Origin of the sequence: Cognatishimia sp. SS12, from assembly GCF_028369055.1 — a bacterium.
Taxonomy (GTDB): domain Bacteria; phylum Pseudomonadota; class Alphaproteobacteria; order Rhodobacterales; family Rhodobacteraceae; genus Cognatishimia.
In genome coordinates, this window is sequence record NZ_JAQNCZ010000005.1 from 325,598 (window position 1) to 345,350 (window position 19,753).

A 19,753-nucleotide genomic window follows, 5' to 3' on the forward strand; every position below is an offset into this window, starting at 1 on the left:
GCTCAAGCCATTATAGGAGAAAACACCATGGCCATGAAAATTCGTCTCGCCCGCGGCGGTTCTAAAAAGCGTCCTTTCTATCGCATCGTTGCTGCGGATTCCCGCATGCCACGCGATGGTCGCTTCATCGAAAAGCTGGGCACCTACAACCCGCTGCTGCCAAAAGACAGCGAAGAGCGCGTGAAAATGGACATCGAGCGCGTTCAGTACTGGATCGGTGAAGGTGCACAGGTCACTGACCGTGTGTCCCGCTTCCTGGAAGCCGCTGGCATCGTTGAGAAAAAAGAGCGCAACAACCCTAAGAAAGCGGTTCCAGGCAAAAAAGCCCAAGAGCGCGCAGAAGAAAAAGCAGCCAAAGCGGCGGAAGCTGCCGAAGCAGCTGCTGCGCCTGCAGAAGACGCAGCCGCAGAATAAGGCGGCGCGTTTCTGGAATGGAGGCCTTCGCCCAATCTTTCCAGGACGAGCTTGCACGGCTGATGCGGTGGCGGCGGGATGTCCGCCGCTTCCGCACCGATCCCGTGGACGAGGCACTCTTGCAAGAGTGCCTCGATGCTTTCCTCCTCGCTCCGTCGGTGGGGCTCTCGGAACCCTGGCGGGTCCTCCGCGTGGAAAGCGACGCTGCCCGCACAGCAGCCTATGAGAATTTCAAAACCGCAAACAGCGCCGCCTTGGCCGGCTATGATGGTGACAAGGCCAAGCTTTATGCCGGGTTGAAACTGTCGGGCATGGCCGAAAGCCCTGTGCAGCTTGCGATCTATTGCGACGACGAAACGGCCAAAGGGGCCGGGCTGGGCGCTGGCACCATGCCGGAAATGCGCCGCTATTCGGTTGTTGGGGCCATTAACCTTTTTTGGCTGACCGCCCGCGCCAAAGGGCTGGGGGTTGGCTGGGTCTCGATCCTTGATCCGGTCAAGTTAAACGCAGACCTGCGCGCGCCGGATGGTTGGTCACTTGTGGCCTATCTTTGTGTGGGCTGGCCGGAAACCGTCTCCAAAACGCCCGAACTTGAACAAATCGGCTGGGAAGACCGCCGCCCGCATTTGCCAACCGAGCGCCGCTGAGCCTTGCCTAAGCAGGCGAATTCCGCCAAAAGCAACCCACGTTTATCTGCCCCGAAAGGACATAGCATGACGGAAATGATCTGTGTCGGAGCCATCGCTGGCGCGTTCGGGGTGCGCGGCGAAGTGCGCTTGAAAAGCTTCACCGCCGAGGCGGAGGCGATTGCCGATTACGCGCCGCTTACCACCGAAGATGGCAGCCGCGAGTTTGACATCGTGCTGACGCGCGCCATCAAAAACGGCATCGCCGCGCGCCTCTCTGGTGTCATCACCAAAGAGGACGCCGATGCGCTGAAGGGTGTGCAGCTTTATGCCCCGCGCGACCGCCTGCCAGAATTGCCGGAAGATGAATTTTACCACACCGACCTGATCGGTCTTGAGGTGCGCGACACCGGCGGCACCGTGCTCGGCCGCGTCAAATCGGTGCAGAACAATGGCGCAGAAGATATGCTTGAAGTGCATGGTCCGGGGTTGAAGAACACTGTGCTGCTGACGTTTTCCAAATCAGTTGTTCCAACCGTCGATCTGGCCACGGGCCGCATCGTCGCCGACCCGCCAGATGGGCTGTTTGAGTGACTCCTAAAGAAAACAAATCCCACGGCCGCAAGTCCATCTCGGTTTCACTGAAACCACGTGAGCTGATGACGCATAATCCACGCCTTGCGCGCGCTTGGACGGCGCGGATTATCACGCTCTTTCCGCAGGCCTTTCCCGGCGTGCTGGGCGAAAGCCTGACCGGCAAGGCGCTGAAGGATGGCAAGTGGCAGCTGGAAACCACAGATTTACGCCCCTTTGGTGACGGCAAGCACCGCAATGTGGATGACACGCCCGCCGGGGGCGGCGCGGGCATGGTGTTGCGCCCTGACGTTTTGGGCAAGGCACTCGATCACACCCTGCGCGATGTGCGGGGCCGCAATCCGTTGGTTTACCTGTCACCGCGCGGGCGACGCTTTGATCAGGCGATGGCGCAGCAGTGGGCACAATGTGATGGCGTCACGCTGCTATGTGGCCGCTTTGAGGGCGTCGATCAGCGGGTCTTGGATCACTACGACATTCAAGAGGTCAGCCTGGGCGATTTTGTTCTGACCGGCGGTGAAATCGCCGCGCAGGCGATGATTGATGCGACGGTGCGGCTTTTGCCCTCGGTTCTGGGCAATGCTGACAGCATCGAAGATGAAAGCCATAGCAACGGGCTGCTTGAGCACCCGCAATATACACGCCCGGCAGAATGGCGCGGGATGGAGATCCCCGAGGTCCTGATGTCAGGCCACCACGGCAAAATCGCAGAATGGCGCCAGCAGCAAGCCGAAAACATCACCAAAGCGCGGCGGCCCGATATGTGGGACAAATACCAGAGCCGCTCCAAAAACACAGGCAGCAACAGCGACGGCTAACACCCCTGCCGCGCGGCGCAGCCGGGCCCGAGCGCAAAAGCTGCGCTATCCGGCCAAGCCTTTGCGCAAGAGGTTTACCCCTGCAAGGATCAACACCACTAGGGTGACTTTGCGAAACAGCGCCTGGTCCAAGCGGTCTTGAATGCGAAAGCCGATCCACAGACCCAGCATTGCCATCGGCAACAGCGCTGCGGACAGCGGTGCGGTGTCGCGATTGAAGATGCCCGATTGCACATGCGCCGTGATCAATGTGATCGAGCCCAGCCCATAGACCACACCCTGCACCACCATCTGCTTAGCTTTGGGGGTGTTGATCGCCATCAAATACAGCACCGTTGTCGGCCCCCATGTGCCGGCGAACCCGCCGAGCACCCCGGATATGACCCCCAGCCCCCATTCCGCGCGGCGGCGATATTCCGGGGCGACCTGCATTTGTACGCCCGCCAATTGCAAGACAGACAGCGCAACAACAGGCACACCCAGCAAAAAATAAAAGATCCGCGTGGAAACCAGCGGCACAAGCTGGGCAGAGATTGCAATGAAAATGCATACCACCAGAAGATAGCGCCAGTATTCGCGGGCGGCGGCGATGGCAGGGGCGATGCCTTTGCGAAAGGTCTGGAACACATTGCTGAGAACCGTGGGCAACAGCATTGCCGCGATGGCAAGTTTAGGATCGGTCAGTGAACTGATGCCAGAGACCAGGATCAGAGGCATCGCAAAGCCGATCGCCCCTTTGACCACCCCGGCCACCAGCGCCACCGCCAATGCCAGCAGCACAGTGACCGGATCAAGCTGCGTCAAAATGCCGAAATCCATAACCCCTCCAGAGGGGGCATAGGCTGATGCCCCCGAGGTGCAACCTGCGGAAATTCATGCAAGTTGCAAGCTGGAATAGCAGGCCCTATGCCGATTGGCCCGCTTCTTCGGCCTGCATCTTGGCCATAAAGGCCGCCTTTGCTTCGTGTCCACGCATCGCCGGATAGGCCAAGGCGGTCAGCGTCAGCACACCCAGTTTGTTCATCATGGCAAACACCAGCGCGTCCAGAACCCAGCCGAGCGGCAAAGCCGCCGCGCCCCAGAAAGATGGCAGATCCGCAAAGGCAGGCACGAACCACGCCCCGGTCACAGCATGGAGCACAAGCCCGATCCAGAACCCGGCGCAATAGGGGCAGCGCCATTGTTCATACAGCGTCTGAAGCGGCTGCGGCAGCGCCGCCAGAGCCTTGTTAAACCACGTGCCCCAATGGGGCAGATGCTCCCAAAACAGCATGTGCAGCGACACGCCGAGAAGCAGCGTTGAGAAGTTGAGAATATCCGTCATGTCATTTCCTTTAGTTAGACTAACTTACATAGTTATCGTGATAGGCGCGGACTGATCGGCTCTCGCAGCATCGTCAGCGGGTGTCAGCCGCCAGCGCTTTTGCCACGCGGGTATAGACCGCCTGCCCTTTGGCCATCAGATCTCGTCCCTCGTCTGTCAGAACGATGTGCTTGGCGCGGTCATCCATCTGACATTGAAACCGCCGCACCAAACCGCGGGTTTCCAACTTGGCAATCATCGTGCTTGCGGACGCTTTGGACACGCCCAGCGCGGACACGATGTCTTGCAAATGCTGACCATGCTCATCCTCGATCCGCATGCGCTCTTCTTCGGCATAGACTGCTGAAAGATACTCAAATTCACTAAAGCTCAGGCCAAGCGGCCGCGCCGCCATCGTCCATTCCCGATGGGCCATGCGGTGGATGTGGTGTATTTGATCAGCGGTCAATGTCATGGCACTTAATTAAGTTAGACAACCTAACCTTTCAAGCCCCTGCCAAAAAGAACATGCCGTTCCCCCTGCCCGGGCTTGTCAACCCAGCCAATATGGCCTAAACCCCGCCTGTCCGAGGCTCGTTCGAGTCGTGCGGACCTGTTTCGTTATGGCAATGCCCCTTTTCTTCGGCGGGCTGGCCACGCGACGCAGCACAGCAAAGCAACGGCGGACTTCCTCTGGCGGGCGCATATGCGGACCCGATGAAGACACAGAGTTCTGGGACGGCAGCTAACTTCGTGGATTAACCACGGGCAAAAATAGGAGAAGGTCAGATGGATCTGATCGCACAACTCGAGGCGGAACAAATCGCCGCTCTGGGGAAAGACATCCCTGATTTCAAAGCTGGCGACACTGTTCGCGTCGGCTTTAAAGTGACCGAAGGTTCGCGCACCCGTGTGCAGAACTACGAAGGCGTTTGCATCAGCCGTAAGAACGGCAAAGGCATTGCCGGCTCGTTCACTGTTCGCAAGATTTCGTTTGGTGAAGGCGTTGAGCGTGTATTCCCGCTGCACTCCACCAACATCGACAGCATCACCGTCGTGCGCCGTGGCCGCGTGCGTCGCTCCAAGCTGTATTACCTGCGCACACGTCGTGGTAAATCCGCGCGTATCGCAGAAGACACCAACTACAAGTCCAAAGCGTAAGGAGTGGTCTCATGAAAAAAGATACCCACCCAGATTACCACTTCATCGACGTCAAAATGACCGATGGCACCATCGTCAAAATGCGCTCCACCTGGGGCAAAGAAGGCGACACCATGGCGCTGGACATCGACCCCTCCGTGCACCCAGCATGGACCGGCGGCAACTCGCGCCTGATGGACGCGGGCGGCCGTGTTTCCAAGTTCAAAAAGAAATACGAAGGTCTGGGCTTCTAAGCACCTGCCACTGTTTTCGCAAAACGCCGTCCCTTGGGGCGGCGTTTTTGTTTGGGCTATGCGCTCTGCAGGTGGCGTTCAAAGCCCGCGATGTAACTGTCCCAGCCGGTATCATGTGCAGCGTAGCTATCCGGGTCTGAAAACGGACCATGGGACAGGGTGACGGTGGTTCCGCCAGGGGCATCCGTGAAGCGCACGTCAATCTCGGTTACATGGCCATCACCGTACCATTCCCACGAATATTTTAGAAATGCGTCGGGGATAACCTGCAGAAACCGCCCCGCGTTGCTGGGGGTATCACCAGCGTCCATGAACAGCTGGTAGACGCCGCCCACCCAAGGCTCCACATGCATCCGCTGCGCAGGGGCAATTACGGTGTCAGACGACACCCAGGCCTGAAAAACCTGCGCCCGAGGAAAGGCCAAATGATATGTCTTTTCGATCTGCATGGGCAAAAGTGTACAGCATCAGCCCACGATTGCGAAATCGACGCTAGCCACGTTTGCGCAAGATCAACGTATAGCTCATCGGCAGGCCGATATCCGCGCTCTCAACATTCCACCATGCATTAGAAATATGCTGCGGCAGCTCTTCAAAATGCTCGACCTCTGTGCCCGCTGCGATACCCGCCATGATGATATCTGACATCTTGTGGCTGAACGATTGATTGGGCGTCGCTTCATAAAGTTCGCCGCCATAATAATCCAGCCCGCTGTCATCCACATAGGGCGCGGTGCGGAAATAGGACAATTCCCATTCCACCGGCGCACCGGCACGATCGGGCTTCAGCATCATTAGAACCGGGTGATGTTCGTAAATAAAAATCGCGCTGCCGGGGCGCAGAAGTTTGGCGATACGGTCAAAGAAACCCGCGATATCCGGCATCCATCCCAGCACGCCAATTGTGATCACCAGCAGATCAAATGCACGGTTATAGTGGCGCGCGATATCGTAGATATCGCTGCACACAAATTCGATGTCCTGATCTGCGGCCTGCGCCAGTTGCGCCGCTTGATCCAAAAACCCCTGTGCCCCATCAAAGCCGACACCGCGCGCGGCCCCCATGTTTTTGATCGACACCAGCTCGATCCCGTTGTTGCAGCAGATCTGCGCAACGTCCTTACTCGCCACCTCAAGCCTGTGCAGCATCTCTGTCGCGGTCCGGTCCAGACAGGAAAAACCGGGATTGCGGCACGCCTCAATCAGATCCGCCAGATTGTGGCGCGCGTGTATCGGGGCAGCCTCATTCCACGCCCGCAGGTTCTGCTGCGTGACGCTGCGAATACTTGGATCAGACTTCGGCGGTTGGGTCATCGGGCACTCCTGCGAGGGGGCTTGTCACCGTAGGCAATACCACTTGCCCCCAGAAATCAAACACAGATTGGGCCGGGTCATGTAGGCTTGCGCAGCACAAGGATCAGACCGCCAAAGAGCAGGCCCCAGACAGGGGCGGCCACGCCAAAGAACGAGATGCCCGAGACCGTGGTCAGGAATGTGACCAGCGCGGCCTCCCGGCTCTGCGGCGCGGCCATGGCGCCGGTCAAACTGGACGCGATCACCGGCAACAGCGCCAGCCCCGCCAGGGCGGCCACAAAAGCCGTCGGCGCGGCGAGGAAAAACCCAATCACCGTGGTGCCAAACAGTGCCAGAATGGCATAGGCCACGCCGCTGACCACAGGGGCCCAGAAGCGCGATTTCGGGTCTGCGCCGGCCTCTTCGTTGGCGCAGATCGCGGCGGTGATGGCCGCAAGGTTAAAGGCAAACCCGCCAAAGGGGGCCAGCACAAGCGTCGCGCCGCCCGTCACCTTCAGCGCAGAGGCGACCGGCGGTTCATATCCGGCGGCGCGCAAGACGGCGATCCCCGGCAGGTTCTGCGAAGACATCGTGACCAGAAACAACGGCAGACCAACCCCCAACAGAACCGACAGATTCACTTCGGGCATCACAAACAGCGGCTGCGCCATGGTCAATGGGATCGCGCTAAAGTCTGGGAACTGCCCGCGCGATATTGTCACCAGCAGCCCGACAATCAGCACCAGCGGGATCGCCATGCGTGGTGCCCAGCGCCGGGCCGCGATATAACTCAGCGCCATAGGGGCAACCACCGCCGGCGCAAGCTGCAGCGAGGTAAAGACCGACAGGCCAAATTGAAACAGCACCCCGGCGAGCATCGCATTGGCCAGCGCATCGGGCACACGGCGGATCAACCGCGCAAACCAGGGGGTGAGCCCGGTCAGAACCAGCAACGCCCCACACAATAGGAATGCTGCGGTGGCCTCGGCCAAGGGGATGCCCGGCAAGGACACCGCCAATAGCGCGGCACCGGGTGTGGACCACGCCGTCAGAACCGGAATGCGATGGCGCAGCGACAGGTAAACGCTGCTAAAGGCGCATCCAAGGCCCAGGGCCAGCATCCAGCTGGCCGCCTGCGCCGGGCTGGCCCCCGCCGCCGCGCTGGCCTGAAAGATAATCGCCGCGCTGCCCGCATAACCGACGAGCACGGCAATACTGCCCGCGATCACATGAGAAACCTGCATCTCGCCCCCAAACCCCAACCGCGCACATGGCGCAAATGTCTCTGCATCTGATGAAAGCGCCCGGCCGAAGGCAAGCGCACATTTGCTGATGCGCGCCAAAAAAACGCCAGCGCCACCAGAATTCCCAATTCCAGCCATTTTGGCGGCTTATCGACAGGGCTAAGCTTAACCGTGAATTAACAAGAGAACTTTACAACTTTAGCCAGAAAGCGACCGCAGTGGCACTTTTCCCGCCGCCGCATAGGCCAGCAGAACGCGGCCGCCCCATTTTCTGCCGCGACAGCAACAGACGCCAGGTATCCGCCATGAAATTGATTTCCCTCCCGATTTTCCTTTCAACCTTCGTTCTTGCCAGCTGCGTGCAAGAGACAGCCAGCCGCAATGATCCGCGCATCCTCGCAATGGGTGATTCCATGATGGCGGCGCATCGCATTTCTGGGCGCGCCGTCTCGGATGTTGTCGCGCGCAACCTACGTGAACCGGTGCATGACAATTCGGTGGTTGGGGCCAGCATGAGCTATGCGCTGCCCATCAGCGGCGCGATGGGGCTGAATATCAGCAAGCAATATCGCGGTGGCCAATGGGATTGGGTGGTTCTGAACGGCGGTGGCAATGATCTGTGGCTGGGATGTGGCTGCAACCAATGTGACCACAAGATGGAAAGCCTGATTTCCTCCAACGGCGTCAGTGGCAAGATTCCGAGTCTGATCGCCCGGCTACGTGGCACCGGGGCGCAGGTGCTATGGGTGGGATATCTGCGCAGCCCGGGTGTTGGATCCCCGATCGAAAACTGCAGCGACGAGGGGGATGAACTTGAGGCCCGGCTGGCGCGGTTTGCCGCGGGGCGTCACGGGGTGCATTTTGTCTCAATCGCCGATCTGGTGCCCTATGGCGATCGGTCCTTTCATGGCATCGACATGATCCACCCCTCGCTGAAGGCCAGCGCCGCCATCGGCGCGCGGGTTTCAAATTACATTCGCCAACACGATCCCGCGCGCTAAACTGCGCCCATGAATGATCTTTACAAGGGCCCGGATGGGCACGCGCGCTGCCGCTGGGCCGGGGGCGCGCCTGAATTTTTGAACTATCATGATCAGGAGTGGGGCTTTCCGGTGGCCGACGATCAGCGCCTGTTTGAAAAACTCTGCCTCGAAAGTTTCCAGTCCGGCCTGAGCTGGCGCACCATTCTGGCCAAACGCGACAATTTTCGTGCCGCTTTTCACGGCTTTGACATCCCCCGCGTCGCCACCTTTGACGAAGGCGATATTGCGCGGCTGATGGATGATGCCGGCATCGTGCGCCATCGCGGCAAGATCACCGCCGTGATCAACAATGCACGCCGCGCACAAGATGTGATTGCTGAGGCCGGATCGCTCGCCAAATTCGTATGGTCGTTTGAACCCGCCCCCGAAACGCTTGGCAGGCCGCAGACGCAATCCACATCCGAGGCCTCTGTCGCCCTGTCCAAAGCGCTCAAGAAACGCGGCTGGGCATTCGTCGGCCCAACCACGGTTTTTGCCTTTATGCAGGCCATGGGGTTGATCAACGATCACGCCGAAGGCTGTGTGTGCCGCGCCAAAGCCGCAGCCGCGCGCAAGGCCTTTGCCAGACCCTAACCCAAAGGATTCACTGGCCCAGCGCCTGATCCAGATCGGCGATGAGGTCCGACACATCCTCCACCCCGACCGAAAGCCGCAGCAGGTTCTGCGGCAGGCCGGTGTGGGATTCGACCGTAAACCGGTGCTCAACAAGGCTTTCGACGCCGCCCAATGAGGTGGCGCGCAAGAACAGTTTGAGCCGCCCCGCCACGCGCAGCGCATCCTTTTCCCCGCCCTTGACCAGAATTGACAGCAAACTGCCAAACCCGCCCTGCATCTGCCGCGCCGCAATCGCGTGGCCGGGGGCACCGGGCAGGCCGGGATACAGCACCGCTTCAACCCCAGCATGATCCTCTAGATGTTCGGCAATTGTCTGTGCATTGGCACTGGCGCGCTGCACGCGCAGCGCCAAAGTGCGCAGGCCGCGCAGCAAAAGCCAAGCTTCAAACGGCCCCATCACCGCGCCGGCATCGGCGCGATCTTCGCGGATCGCTTCCCATGCCGGGGTCAACGCGCGCGTTGACAGCACGCCGCCCAGCACATCGGAATGCCCGTTAAGCGATTTGGTCGCCGAATGCATCACAATATCCGCGCCCAGACCCAGGGGCTGCGACAGGATCGGCGTGCCCGCCGTATTGTCCACCACCAAGAGGGCCCCGGCCCCATGGGCCAGTGTCGCGGCCTGCGCGATATCCACCAGTTTCAGCCAGGGATTGGACGGGGTTTCAACGAACACCAGATCAGCCGCTGTCGCGCAGGCACCGCGCAGCGCCGCAGCGTCGCTGGCGTCCAACTCGACCAGCGTGATGTCACGGCGCGCACAGAACGCGCGGATCCATTTGCTGGTGCCCCAGTAGATGCCATTTTGAACAATGACACGCCCACCGTTCGGCACCCAGCGAAACGCTGCTGCAATCGCCGCCATACCCGATGGAAAGACCAGCGTTTCAGCGGCCCCTTCCAGCTGCGCCAGAACCTTTTCGACCTGCGCGACAGATTTGTTATGCGGGCGCAGATACACATTGCCCGAGGCATGCAGCGCATAGTCGGCGTCACGCTCAAAGGTCGTGGCCATATGGATCGCCGGGACCACACCGCCGGTTGCATCATCGCCTGCCCCGCCTGCGTGGGCCAGCCAAGTTGCTGGTTTCAGATCCTTGTCCATATGTGCCTCCGTAATCCGTGTGGCAAGTTAGACCCCCGCCGCTGCGCAATGGCAAGCGCCAAGGATGGTCAAAGCCGCTGCAAAAGTGTAGGGCCGGGCCATGTCTTATGTGATCCTGCTCAACAAACCTTATGACGTGCTGTCGCAATTCACCGACAAAGGCACCGAAGGCAGCCCGCGTCGCACGCTCAGCGATTTTGTCGATGTGCCCGATGTCTACCCCGCCGGGCGGTTGGATCGCGACAGTGAGGGGCTGCTGGTCCTGACGGCGGATGGCAAACTGCAGCAGCGCATCGCCAATCCAAAGAACAAGATGGCGAAAACCTATTGGGCGCAGGTCGAGGGCACACCCGATGACACCGCGCTTGCGGCGCTGCGCGAGGGCGTCATGCTGAAAGATGGCAAGACCCGCCCCGCCAAAGTGCAGCGCATGCAAGAGCCAGAGCGGCTCTGGCCGCGCACCCCGCCGATCCGCTTTCGCAAAAACGTGCCCGATAGCTGGATTGCGCTGACGATCACCGAGGGACGCAACCGGCAGGTGCGGCGCATGACCGCCGCAGTGGGCCACCCGACGCTGCGCCTGATCCGCTATCAGGTCGGCCCCTGGGCGCTGGATGGGCTGCCCAGCGGCAAATGGATCAACGTCAAGGTCTAGCAAGGCGGCCACGGAAATAAAATTCTTACGCCAACGCGCATCCGTGGCGCTTCCCCTATTGCACGCCACAACATATAGTGTGATTTAGGCAACCCGAAGCATCGGGACACACGAAGGCAGACAGAGGCGAGCGGGGACAAACGCATGGCACATATCATTGTCGTGGGGAATGAAAAGGGCGGCGCGGGCAAATCAACCGTGTCGATGCATGTGGCCACCGCCCTGACGCGCATGGGGTTTCGCGTTGGCGGTCTGGACCTCGATTTGCGCCAGCGGACCTTTGGCCGCTATGTCGAAAATCGCGCCAGTTTCTGTCGCCGCGAAGGTCTGGAATTGCCCGGGCCAACCTATCATGAATTGCCCGAAATTGACCCCAGCAGCCTCGCCGACGGGGAAAACATCTATGACCTGCGGCTCTCGGCAGCGGTGGCCGAGCTGGAGCCAAAGAACGATTTCATCCTGATCGACTGCCCGGGGTCGCACACCCGGCTGAGTCAAGTGGCGCATTCGCTGGCAGACACGTTGGTCACGCCGCTGAACGACAGTTTTGTTGATTTCGATCTGCTGGCGCGCATTGATGGCGACGCCGAAAAAATCCTTGGCCCATCGGTCTATTCCGAAATGGTCTGGAACGCGCGCCAACTGCGGGCACAGGCCGGGCTGAAGCCGATTGACTGGATCGTGGTGCGCAATCGTCTGGGCGCGCAGAACATGGTCAACAAGGAGAAGATGGGCAAAGCCCTTGACCGTCTGGCCAAACGCATCGGGTTCCGCACGGCGCCGGGCTTTAACGAGCGGGTGATCTTTCGCGAGCTTTTCCCGCGCGGTCTGACCCTGCTCGACCTGCGCGACATTGGGGTCAAGCAGCTCAACATCTCAAACGTGGCGGCCCGGCAAGAGCTGCGCGATCTGATCAAAGCGCTTGATCTTCCCGGTGTGACAGTGGATTTCTAAGTCACACAACAGCGGATTTGGGCAGGTAGGCCATGGATGTGAAAGACCCAGACGTTCTTGCGCCCAACCTCAATCGCCGCCTGTCCGGGGTCAGCGCCACGGTTTTTGCTCTGGTGCCCCTGCAGACCAAGCAGATCAAGATTGCCGCCACCGGGGTCAGTGTTCCGCACGGGCTGCCGTTTCTGCCCCTCTCGCGTATCCCGTTTCTGCCGCGCCGCACCCGCATCTGGCACGCAAGGCGCAACAATGAAATGATGGTGGGCCTGCTGCTGAAATGGCTCTGCCGCAGTAGGCTGAAACTGATCTTCACCTCATCTTCGCCGCGCAAACGTGGCGGGCTGACCCGCTGGCTGGTGGCGCGGATGGACGCGATTGTCGCCACCAACGCCAAAAACGCCGCGGTGATGCCCGGTACGCCGGTCATCATCTCGCATGGGGTGGATACAGACAGCTTTCGGCCCGGCACTGCCGATGTGTTTGACGCGCAGGGCCAAAAACTGATCGGCTGCTTTGGCCGGGTGCGCGCCAAGAAGGGCACCGATGTCTTTGTCTCTGCCATGTGTGAACTGCTGCCAGATCACCCTGAATTTGACGCGGTGATCTTGGGCCGGATCGCGCCGGATCACCGCAAGTTCGCCGATGATCTTAAGGCGCAGATTGCGCGCGCCGGGCTGACAGAGCGTATCCGGTTTGCCGAAGAACTGCCAGTCACTGAGATGCCCCGCGCCTATCAGTCGCTGGATCTCTATGTGGCGCCGTCGCTGCTGGAGGGTTTTGGCCTCACCCCGCTGGAAGCCATGGCATGCGGCGTGCCCACTGTGGCCAGCCGCGATGTCGGCACCTTCAACGACCAAATCCAGGACGGGCACACAGGCGCTTTGTTCCCGGCAGGGGATTCGCAAGCGCTCGCTTCGGCGCTTCGCCCCTATCTGAGCGACGCCGCCCTGCGGGAAAAATCCAGCATAGCGGCACGCGCGCACGTCATGGCGGAATTTTCGCTGCAAAAAGAGGCCGGGGCCCTGATCGACCTCTACCAGAAATTGCTGAACGAGGCCCCGCACTGATCATTCCTGATCCAAATGCGGCACATCACGAAATTAGCGCCTCGATACCCCTTTTTTCTTTACGAGATTAGGGATAAGAAGCCGCGTCCGAAACATTGGAGATAAACATGGGTTATCGCATCGTCGTCGTGGGTGCCACAGGGAATGTGGGCCGCGAAATGCTGAATATCCTCGCGGAACGTCAGTTCCCGGTGGATGAAATCGCAGTCTTGGCCAGCCGCCGTTCGCTGGGCACCGAAGTCAGCTTTGGCGATAAAACCCTGACCACCGAAGACCTGGACACCTTCGATTTTGCCGGTTGGGATATCGCGCTGTTTGCTGTTGGCTCCGACGCCACCAAGAAATATGCGCCCATCGCCGCCAAAGCGAATTGCGTCGTGATCGACAACAGCTCGCTCTATCGTTACGACCCGGATGTGCCGCTGATCGTGCCAGAGTGCAATGCCGACGCGATCCACGGCTATTCCAAGAAAAACATCATCGCCAACCCCAACTGCTCGACCGCGCAGATGGTTGTCGCGCTGAAGCCGCTGCACGACCGTGCCAAGATCAAGCGCGTTGTTGTCAGCACCTATCAGTCGGTGTCCGGCTCTGGCAAAGAGGCGATGGAAGAGCTGTGGGAGCAGACCAAAGCAGTCTACAACCCAACCGCCGATGTGCCAGCCAAGGTCTACACCAAGGAAATCGCGTTCAACGTGATCCCGCATATCGACGTATTCATGGATGACGGCTCCACCAAGGAAGAGTGGAAGATGGTTGCCGAAACCAAGAAGATCATCGACCCGTCGATCAAAGTCACCGCGACCTGCGTGCGCGTGCCTGTTTTTGTCGGCCACTCGGAATCCGTGAACATTGAGTTTGAAGAGTTCCTGGACGAAGACGAAGCGCGCGACATCCTGCGTGAAGCGCCGGGCATCATGGTGATCGACAAGCGCGAAGATGGTGGCTACGTCACCCCAAAAGAATGTGTGGGTGACTACGCGACATTCATTAGCCGTATCCGTCAGGACAGCACCGTCGACAACGGGCTGAACCTGTGGTGCGTGTCTGACAACCTGCGCAAAGGGGCGGCGCTCAACGCCGTGCAAATCGCCGAAACTCTGGGCCGCGAAGTCCTGAAAAAGGGCTAAGCCGCGCCGCTTTTGGTATCAGTCAAGGCCCCGCCGAAATGGCGGGGCTTTTTTATTGGACGGATTTTGACTACGCGACCAGCCTGCAGTCGCCGATAAGTCTATGGTCAAACCCCGTCTTGGCTGCTGGAGATTGGCGCTTGTTTTTGCCTGATCCGGCATTACTGTCGTCTTATGGCACTGCTCAGCCTTCACTCCATGCGCACATCTGCACGCAACGCAACCAGGCGTCTGCTTGCCGTGCGCTCACGGCGTCCAGGTCGAATTCCATTTTCCAGAATGCGTGCGGGTCCTGCTTTCCTTTAGCTGGCCCATCTTGAAACACCACGCATTCAAAAGGAATTACCATGTCATCACAGGACCGCTCGCTGTATCTGCGCTATGCGGATGCTTTCCGCCATCCCGGCGATTTTTCTGACGCCGTCGCCGGTTTTTTTGCCGCTGACGCGCAAATCAACGTCGTGCACCCGTTCAATGAACTTAAGGGGGCAGACACTTACCACGCCCGGTTTATCGCCCCGCTGCAAAAGGCGTTTACGGGGCTGTACCGACGTGACGATATCGTTATGTGCGGACAGTTCGAGGGCAAAGATTGGATCAGTTCAACTGGCTATTACGTGGGGCATTTTGCGCAGGACTGGATCGGGCTGAAAGCCACAGGCACCCTCTGTTATCTGCGCTACGGTGAATTTCACCAGATCGAAAATGGACAAGCTGTTGAAAGCTATATCTTTCTCGACATCCCCGAGCTGATGATCGCCTGCAATCAATGGCCTCTGCCCATGGGGCCGGGCCTGTCGCGCGGTTATACTGGCCTGATTCACGGGCCCGCAACCCGCGACGGTGTCATGACCAACCCGCCAGATCCCGCCGAGGGGCAGCGCAGCTACCAAATTGTCACCGATATGCTGGGGGCATTGGCAACCGAGGACGAAGCCTGGCGCCCCTACTGGCATGACAACATGATGTGGTATGGTCCCGGTGCGTTTGGCAGCTTTGTTGGCGTGGACGAATTTGCATCCTTTCAAGTTCCCTTTGAGTCGCAGTTTGACCAATGGTCCGGCGGGTCCAAAAACAACGGGATGACCAAGCATTTCACACGATATGGTGAAGGAAACTATGCCTGCTCGGGTGGATGGCCGTCCCTGACGGGGATCAATGTGCGCCCCTTCCTAGGGCAGCCCCCCACACAAGAGCGGGTCTTTATGCGGGTCTGCGATTGGTGGCGGCGGGAAAATGATCTTCTGGTGGAAAACTGGGTCTTTGTCGATGTCCCGCATGTGTTACGACAGCTCGGATATGACCCGTTGCCGCTCTGGCAAGGCTAAAGCAATTGTTTACCGACATCCCAGCCCTCCGCCGCGTCGTCAGGCGCGGCCCATTTGGCGACGGCCGGATAAAAAAATTACGAAATTTATGTAAAATGATACTTCACAATCCTAAGCATCCCCTAGGGTCAACAGATGGTTTCCGTGAATGCCCCTTGATATTCCACAAGTATTCCTAGAGGATCGCGGAAAATTCGTTAATATTGTCAATTAAGTGACTAATGTGGGAGTATGTCATGCGTAGATATTTGATAGGGGCGGCCTTTGCCGCCGCAATGGTGCCGGGTGTGGCGGCTGCAGAGGACTGCGGCGAAGTCACCATCACCGAAATGAACTGGGCCTCAAGCGCCATTATTACCCATATCGCAAAGTTCCTGATGGAACAGGGCTATGGGTGCACGGTGTCCACGGTGCCCTCCTCCACCACGCCATCGCTGGTGTCGGTGGCAGAAACCGGCAAACCTGACATCGTGACCGAACTCTGGATCAACGGCGCGCCAGCCTATCAAGAGCTGCAGGATGCGGGCAAGATCATCACCGCGACGGACGTTCTGGCCGACGGTGGCCGCGAAGGCTGGTGGGTGCCGCAATATCTGGTTGATGAGCACCCAGAACTGGCCACCATCGATGGCGTTCTGGCCAACCCGGATCTGCTGGGCCGCCGGTTCCACAACTGCCCGGATGGGTGGGCCTGCAAGAACACAAACAGTGATCTTGCGACCAACTTTGGCCTCGTGGACGCAGGTTATGAAATTTTCCTGCATGGCTCTGGCGAAACTCTCGCCTCCTCCATCGCCTCGGCTTATGAAAACAAAGAACCATGGATCGGCTACTACTGGTCGCCTGATCCGCTGCTGGCGAAATACAAAATGGTCGAGGTTGATCTGGGCGTCGAATACGACCACGAGGTCTTTACCTGCGCCGCCAACGCGGATTGTACCGCAGAGGGCGTCTCCTCGTGGCCTGTTGGTCCGGTCAAAACCGTTGTCACCACCGATTTCGCCGAACGTGAACCTGACATCGCCGAGCTGATGAAAAACATGAGCTACAAGAACGCCGATGTTCTGGATTTCCTCGACTGGATGGAAAACAACAAAGCGACCTATGAAGAAACCGCTGTGTACTTCCTGACCAGCCGTCAGGACATCTGGTCCACATGGATCAATGACGCCGCCAAGGAAAACCTGGCCGCGCTGTTGAAATAAGCGGCACAACACTTCCAAAGGGGGCACCAGCGGTGCCCCCTGTTTTTATGACGCAGGGGCATGACGGACAGGCAGATGGCATTTTACGACAAACTGATTGAATCACTCGGCCTAGCGGATTGGTGCAGCAATGAGGCCAGCACTGGCCCTGTATCAATGGCAGATCTGCTTAAGCAGACGCAGGGCGACGACAGCGCCGCGGATACATCGTTCTGGGACACGCCGTTTCCGTCGCTTGATGAACTCAATGCCGCCTGCTCTGCGATCCCGAAAACGCGCAGCGTCACCGACGGGGTTGAGAATTCGTTCCTCTCAATCAAGGACCCGCTGAAAACCGTGCTTGACCCGATCACGCAGCCGCTCAGCTGGGCGCTGGATGGATCAATGTGGCTGTTTGAGGCGCTGCCCTGGTTTGTCGTGATCCCGATCTTTCTGCTTGTGGTCTATTGGGCCACACGTTCGCTGGCGCTGGTGGGGTTTGTCGGCGTGTCCTTCCTGTTCATGGCTTTCATTGACCACTATCTGCCAGCCATTCAAACCCTGTCGATCATTTTTGTCTGCACCAGTTTCAGCGTTGTGCTGGGCGTGCCCATCGGCATCCTGATGTCGCGCAGCCGCTCCATGCGGCGTGCCTTGGTGCCCATATTGGACATGCTGCAAACCTTGCCGACATTCGTCTATCTGATCCCGCTGATCTTTCTCTTTTCGGTCACGGAATCCAAACTCTATGGCATCGCCATTATTCTTTACGCAATTGTGCCGGTGATCCGCCTGACGGATCTGGGCATCCGGCTGGTGGACAAAGAGGTGCTGGAGGCAGCCCATGCCTTTGGCATGACCGACCGGCAGAAACTGTTCAAAGTGCAGATCCCGCTGGCCCTGCCCAACATCATGGCAGGCGTCAACCAAACCATCATGATGAGCCTCGCCATGGTTGTCATTGCCTCGCTGGTGTCGGCCCCCGGCCTTGGCGTGCTGGTGCTGCGCGGCATTCGCAACCTTGAACTGGGCGTTGGTCTTGTCGCCGGTCTGGGCATCGTGCTGCTGGCCGTGCTGCTGGATCGCGTGACCAAAGCTGCCCTCGCCCGCGTCAACGCGGCCCAGAAACAACAATAAAGGGCCACCGACATGAGCAAGAACCCGATGATTTCGATCCGCAATCTCTACAAGATTTTCGGGGATACGCCCGACAAGATGATGGAATTGGTGCGCGCCGGCATCGGCAAAGAAGAACTGCTTGAGGCCCACGGTCATGTGCTGGGTCTGCAGGACATCAATGTCGATATGCAGGAGGGCGAAACCACCGTGGTGATGGGGCTGTCCGGTTCGGGCAAATCCACCCTGATCCGCCACATCAACCGCCTGATCGACCCGACCGCCGGCGAGGTACTGATCCAAGGCGATAATGTGCTGGAGTATGACAGCGACCGCCTGCGCGCCATGCGCCGCAGCCAGATGTCGATGGTGTTTCAACACTTCGCCCTCTTGCCGCATCGCAATGTCCTTGAAAACGTGGCACTGGCCCCGATCGTGCGCGGCGACCCTTCCGAAAGCTACGATCCGGAGGCCCGCCATTGGCTGGAGCGCGTCGGCCTTGCGGGCTATGAGGACCACTACCCCCACCAATTGTCAGGCGGCATGCAGCAGCGGGTCGGCATCGCCCGCGCTCTGACCTCAAACGCACCGATCATGTTGATGGACGAAGCCTTCTCAGCGCTGGATCCGCTGATCCGCACCGACATGCAGGACCTGCTGCTAGAGCTGCAGAACGAACTTGCCAAGACCATCGTTTTCATCAGCCACGATCTGGACGAAGCGCTGAAATTGGCGGACCATCTGGTCATCCTCAAAGACGGCCTCGTGGTGCAACAGGACGAACCACAACACATTCTGCTTAATCCGCAGGATGATTACGTGGTAGACTTTATTGCCGATATCAACCGCGCGCGGGTGCTGCGTGTGCGCTCGATCATGGACCCGATCAGCCAGGACAGTTTCGTCGGGGATGTCGATCAGGAAGCATCACTCGAGGATGTGATCGCCCTGACCGGCGGCGATACCAGCGGCATGTACCGCGTCACGCGCGCAGGCGCGGTTGTAGGGCAATTGGATCTAAAGGCGCTGGTGCGCGCGTTGGTGCGCACCAAAGCGTCGGACACCCGGCGCGCATTCTAGCAAAATCGCGCTTTGATATGAGGATGTAACCATGCTCGCACGCGAAGACCAAAGCCTGATCGCCCTGCGGCGCATTCTGCGCGCAACCGAAGTGTTCGGCCGTGACTTCGCGCAGGCTTCGGGCATGACGGCGGTGCAATACCGGGTGTTGCGCACGGTGTCTGAAAGCGGCCACGCCACGGGCAAGGAAATCGCTGTGACCCTGCGCGTCTCGCAGGCGGCGGTCACAACCATCATCGATCGCCTGGCCCTCAAAGGCTTGGTCCGGCGGGAAAAATCCAGCTCAGACAAGCGCCGCACCAATATCATGATCACCGAGTGCGGCGCGCAGGTGCTGGCCGAAACCCCCGATCCGCTCCACCAGAAATTTGCCCGCAAGTTCGCGGCCTTGCAGGATTGGGAACAGGCCATGCTGCTCGCCTCACTGGAGCGCGTGGCTGATATGCTGGACTATGACGATCTGGACATAGATCCGCTGTTTGACCCCGACGAGCTGCATTAGCGCCCCGGAAAGAGCCGCCGCGTTTCGCCCGCTTGTGCCACCCTGCGCCGGCGTTCGGCACTTCTGCCGCGTGCGAAGGTCGCTGAGCAAAACTCTATTTCTGAGGTCGCGCTTTGGCATCCCCAGAAACGCAAAAAGCGCCCATTGGGGCGCTATCATATTGTAATTTATGGCCGAAGTTTGGTTGCGGGAGTAGGATTTGAACCTACGACCTTCAGGTTATGAGCCTGACGAGCTACCGGGCTGCTCCATCCCGCGATGGTTTTGTGTGTTATAGTGATCGTTTTGAGA

General features: G+C 59.2%; 24 protein-coding genes and 1 tRNA gene. 17 read left to right on the plus strand and 8 right to left on the minus strand.

Translation table 11 applies throughout. The features are described from left to right. The first annotated feature begins 27 nt into the window (after nucleotides 1–27). The 4 genes from rpsP (at nucleotide 28) to trmD (ending at nucleotide 2,452) form a co-directional block, all read left to right on the plus strand. Nucleotides 28–414, plus strand: coding sequence for a 30S ribosomal protein S16 (gene rpsP, locus N6L24_RS13315; protein ID WP_271845172.1), 387 nt, complete (start codon nucleotides 28–30; stop codon nucleotides 412–414). A 17-nt stretch (nucleotides 415–431) separates the two neighbouring features. After that, nucleotides 432–1,061, plus strand: a complete 630-nt coding sequence (bluB, locus tag N6L24_RS13320; protein ID WP_271845173.1) for a 5,6-dimethylbenzimidazole synthase — start codon at nucleotides 432–434, stop codon at nucleotides 1,059–1,061. Nucleotides 1,062–1,127: 66 nt separating this feature from the next. Next, complete coding sequence (gene rimM / locus N6L24_RS13325; protein WP_271845174.1) at nucleotides 1,128–1,634, plus strand: ribosome maturation factor RimM; 507 nt, start codon at nucleotides 1,128–1,130, stop codon at nucleotides 1,632–1,634. After that, complete coding sequence (gene trmD, locus N6L24_RS13330) at nucleotides 1,631–2,452, plus strand: tRNA (guanosine(37)-N1)-methyltransferase TrmD (RefSeq protein ID WP_271845175.1); 822 nt, start codon at nucleotides 1,631–1,633, stop codon at nucleotides 2,450–2,452. The genes rimM and trmD overlap by 4 nt, the downstream gene beginning before the upstream one ends. 45 nt (nucleotides 2,453–2,497) lie before the next feature. On the opposite strand, the gene N6L24_RS13335 is transcribed toward trmD, so the two are convergent. The 3 genes from N6L24_RS13335 to N6L24_RS13345 form a co-directional block, all read right to left on the minus strand. Next, a complete protein-coding gene (locus tag N6L24_RS13335; RefSeq protein WP_271845176.1) occupies nucleotides 2,498–3,271 on the minus strand; it encodes a sulfite exporter TauE/SafE family protein in 774 nt (257 codons plus the stop codon). Nucleotides 3,272–3,356: 85 nt separating this feature from the next. Then, a complete protein-coding gene (locus tag N6L24_RS13340) occupies nucleotides 3,357–3,776 on the minus strand; it encodes a hypothetical protein (RefSeq protein WP_271845177.1) in 420 nt (139 codons plus the stop codon). A gap of 73 nt (nucleotides 3,777–3,849) precedes the next feature. Then, a complete protein-coding gene (locus N6L24_RS13345) occupies nucleotides 3,850–4,230 on the minus strand; it encodes a MarR family winged helix-turn-helix transcriptional regulator (protein WP_271845178.1) in 381 nt (126 codons plus the stop codon). Between the two features lie 314 nt (nucleotides 4,231–4,544). On the opposite strand from N6L24_RS13345, the gene rplS reads away from it, so the two are divergent. Further along, nucleotides 4,545–4,916: a 50S ribosomal protein L19 gene (rplS, locus tag N6L24_RS13350; protein WP_271845179.1), complete on the plus strand. Its 372-nt coding sequence runs from the start codon at nucleotides 4,545–4,547 to the stop codon at nucleotides 4,914–4,916. An 11-nt stretch (nucleotides 4,917–4,927) separates the two neighbouring features. Next, entirely contained in the window at nucleotides 4,928–5,149 is a 222-nt protein-coding gene (rpmE, locus tag N6L24_RS13355; RefSeq protein WP_271845180.1) for a 50S ribosomal protein L31, read from the plus strand. A 56-nt stretch (nucleotides 5,150–5,205) separates the two neighbouring features. Here the strand turns inward: rpmE and N6L24_RS13360 are convergent, their stop codons facing one another. From N6L24_RS13360 to N6L24_RS13370, 3 genes are all read right to left on the minus strand, one after another. After that, nucleotides 5,206–5,574, minus strand: coding sequence for an SRPBCC family protein (locus N6L24_RS13360; RefSeq protein WP_271845181.1), 369 nt, complete (start codon nucleotides 5,572–5,574; stop codon nucleotides 5,206–5,208). A gap of 67 nt (nucleotides 5,575–5,641) precedes the next feature. After that, nucleotides 5,642–6,463, minus strand: a complete 822-nt coding sequence (locus N6L24_RS13365; RefSeq protein ID WP_271845182.1) for a class I SAM-dependent methyltransferase — start codon at nucleotides 6,461–6,463, stop codon at nucleotides 5,642–5,644. 77 nt (nucleotides 6,464–6,540) lie between these two features. Next, on the minus strand, nucleotides 6,541–7,686 hold the full coding sequence (locus tag N6L24_RS13370; RefSeq protein ID WP_271845183.1) for a benzoate/H(+) symporter BenE family transporter: 1,146 nt from the start codon (nucleotides 7,684–7,686) through the stop codon (nucleotides 6,541–6,543). Between the two features lie 305 nt (nucleotides 7,687–7,991). Here N6L24_RS13370 and N6L24_RS13375 point away from each other — a divergent pair, with 305 nt between their 5' ends. Next, the gene (locus N6L24_RS13375; RefSeq protein ID WP_271845184.1) at nucleotides 7,992–8,687 is read left to right on the plus strand and encodes an SGNH/GDSL hydrolase family protein; all 696 of its coding nucleotides are present in this window, start codon (nucleotides 7,992–7,994) and stop codon (nucleotides 8,685–8,687) included. Nucleotides 8,688–8,696: 9 nt separating this feature from the next. Continuing rightward, entirely contained in the window at nucleotides 8,697–9,302 is a 606-nt protein-coding gene (locus tag N6L24_RS13380; protein WP_271845185.1) for a DNA-3-methyladenine glycosylase I, read from the plus strand. A 10-nt stretch (nucleotides 9,303–9,312) separates the two neighbouring features. On the opposite strand, the gene N6L24_RS13385 is transcribed toward N6L24_RS13380, so the two are convergent. Next, nucleotides 9,313–10,449: a trans-sulfuration enzyme family protein gene (locus tag N6L24_RS13385; RefSeq protein ID WP_271845186.1), complete on the minus strand. Its 1,137-nt coding sequence runs from the start codon at nucleotides 10,447–10,449 to the stop codon at nucleotides 9,313–9,315. A gap of 100 nt (nucleotides 10,450–10,549) precedes the next feature. On the opposite strand from N6L24_RS13385, the gene N6L24_RS13390 reads away from it, so the two are divergent. The 9 genes from N6L24_RS13390 (at nucleotide 10,550) to N6L24_RS13430 (ending at nucleotide 19,462) form a co-directional block, all read left to right on the plus strand. Further along, nucleotides 10,550–11,104 carry a pseudouridine synthase gene (locus N6L24_RS13390; RefSeq protein WP_271845187.1) on the plus strand — a complete coding sequence of 185 codons (555 nt, stop codon included), beginning with the start codon at nucleotides 10,550–10,552 and terminating at the stop codon, nucleotides 11,102–11,104. A gap of 144 nt (nucleotides 11,105–11,248) precedes the next feature. Beyond that, nucleotides 11,249–12,058: a division plane positioning ATPase MipZ gene (locus N6L24_RS13395; protein WP_271845188.1), complete on the plus strand. Its 810-nt coding sequence runs from the start codon at nucleotides 11,249–11,251 to the stop codon at nucleotides 12,056–12,058. 38 nt (nucleotides 12,059–12,096) lie between these two features. Beyond that, nucleotides 12,097–13,122: a glycosyltransferase family 4 protein gene (locus N6L24_RS13400; RefSeq protein WP_442872605.1), complete on the plus strand. Its 1,026-nt coding sequence runs from the start codon at nucleotides 12,097–12,099 to the stop codon at nucleotides 13,120–13,122. A 107-nt stretch (nucleotides 13,123–13,229) separates the two neighbouring features. Beyond that, a complete protein-coding gene (locus N6L24_RS13405) occupies nucleotides 13,230–14,252 on the plus strand; it encodes an aspartate-semialdehyde dehydrogenase (RefSeq protein ID WP_271845190.1) in 1,023 nt (340 codons plus the stop codon). A 347-nt stretch (nucleotides 14,253–14,599) separates the two neighbouring features. Further along, the gene (locus N6L24_RS13410) at nucleotides 14,600–15,580 is read left to right on the plus strand and encodes a hypothetical protein (RefSeq protein WP_271845191.1); all 981 of its coding nucleotides are present in this window, start codon (nucleotides 14,600–14,602) and stop codon (nucleotides 15,578–15,580) included. A 236-nt stretch (nucleotides 15,581–15,816) separates the two neighbouring features. Continuing rightward, nucleotides 15,817–16,785 carry an ABC transporter substrate-binding protein gene (locus N6L24_RS13415; RefSeq protein WP_271845192.1) on the plus strand — a complete coding sequence of 323 codons (969 nt, stop codon included), beginning with the start codon at nucleotides 15,817–15,819 and terminating at the stop codon, nucleotides 16,783–16,785. A gap of 75 nt (nucleotides 16,786–16,860) precedes the next feature. Beyond that, a complete protein-coding gene (locus N6L24_RS13420) occupies nucleotides 16,861–17,901 on the plus strand; it encodes an ABC transporter permease (protein WP_271845193.1) in 1,041 nt (346 codons plus the stop codon). A 12-nt stretch (nucleotides 17,902–17,913) separates the two neighbouring features. After that, nucleotides 17,914–18,960, plus strand: coding sequence for a quaternary amine ABC transporter ATP-binding protein (locus tag N6L24_RS13425; protein ID WP_271845194.1), 1,047 nt, complete (start codon nucleotides 17,914–17,916; stop codon nucleotides 18,958–18,960). Nucleotides 18,961–18,991: 31 nt separating this feature from the next. After that, nucleotides 18,992–19,462 carry a MarR family winged helix-turn-helix transcriptional regulator gene (locus tag N6L24_RS13430; protein WP_271845195.1) on the plus strand — a complete coding sequence of 157 codons (471 nt, stop codon included), beginning with the start codon at nucleotides 18,992–18,994 and terminating at the stop codon, nucleotides 19,460–19,462. A 181-nt stretch (nucleotides 19,463–19,643) separates the two neighbouring features. On the opposite strand, the gene N6L24_RS13435 is transcribed toward N6L24_RS13430, so the two are convergent. Then, a tRNA-Met gene (locus N6L24_RS13435) sits at nucleotides 19,644–19,720 on the minus strand. Nucleotides 19,721–19,753: the final 33 nt, after the last annotated feature.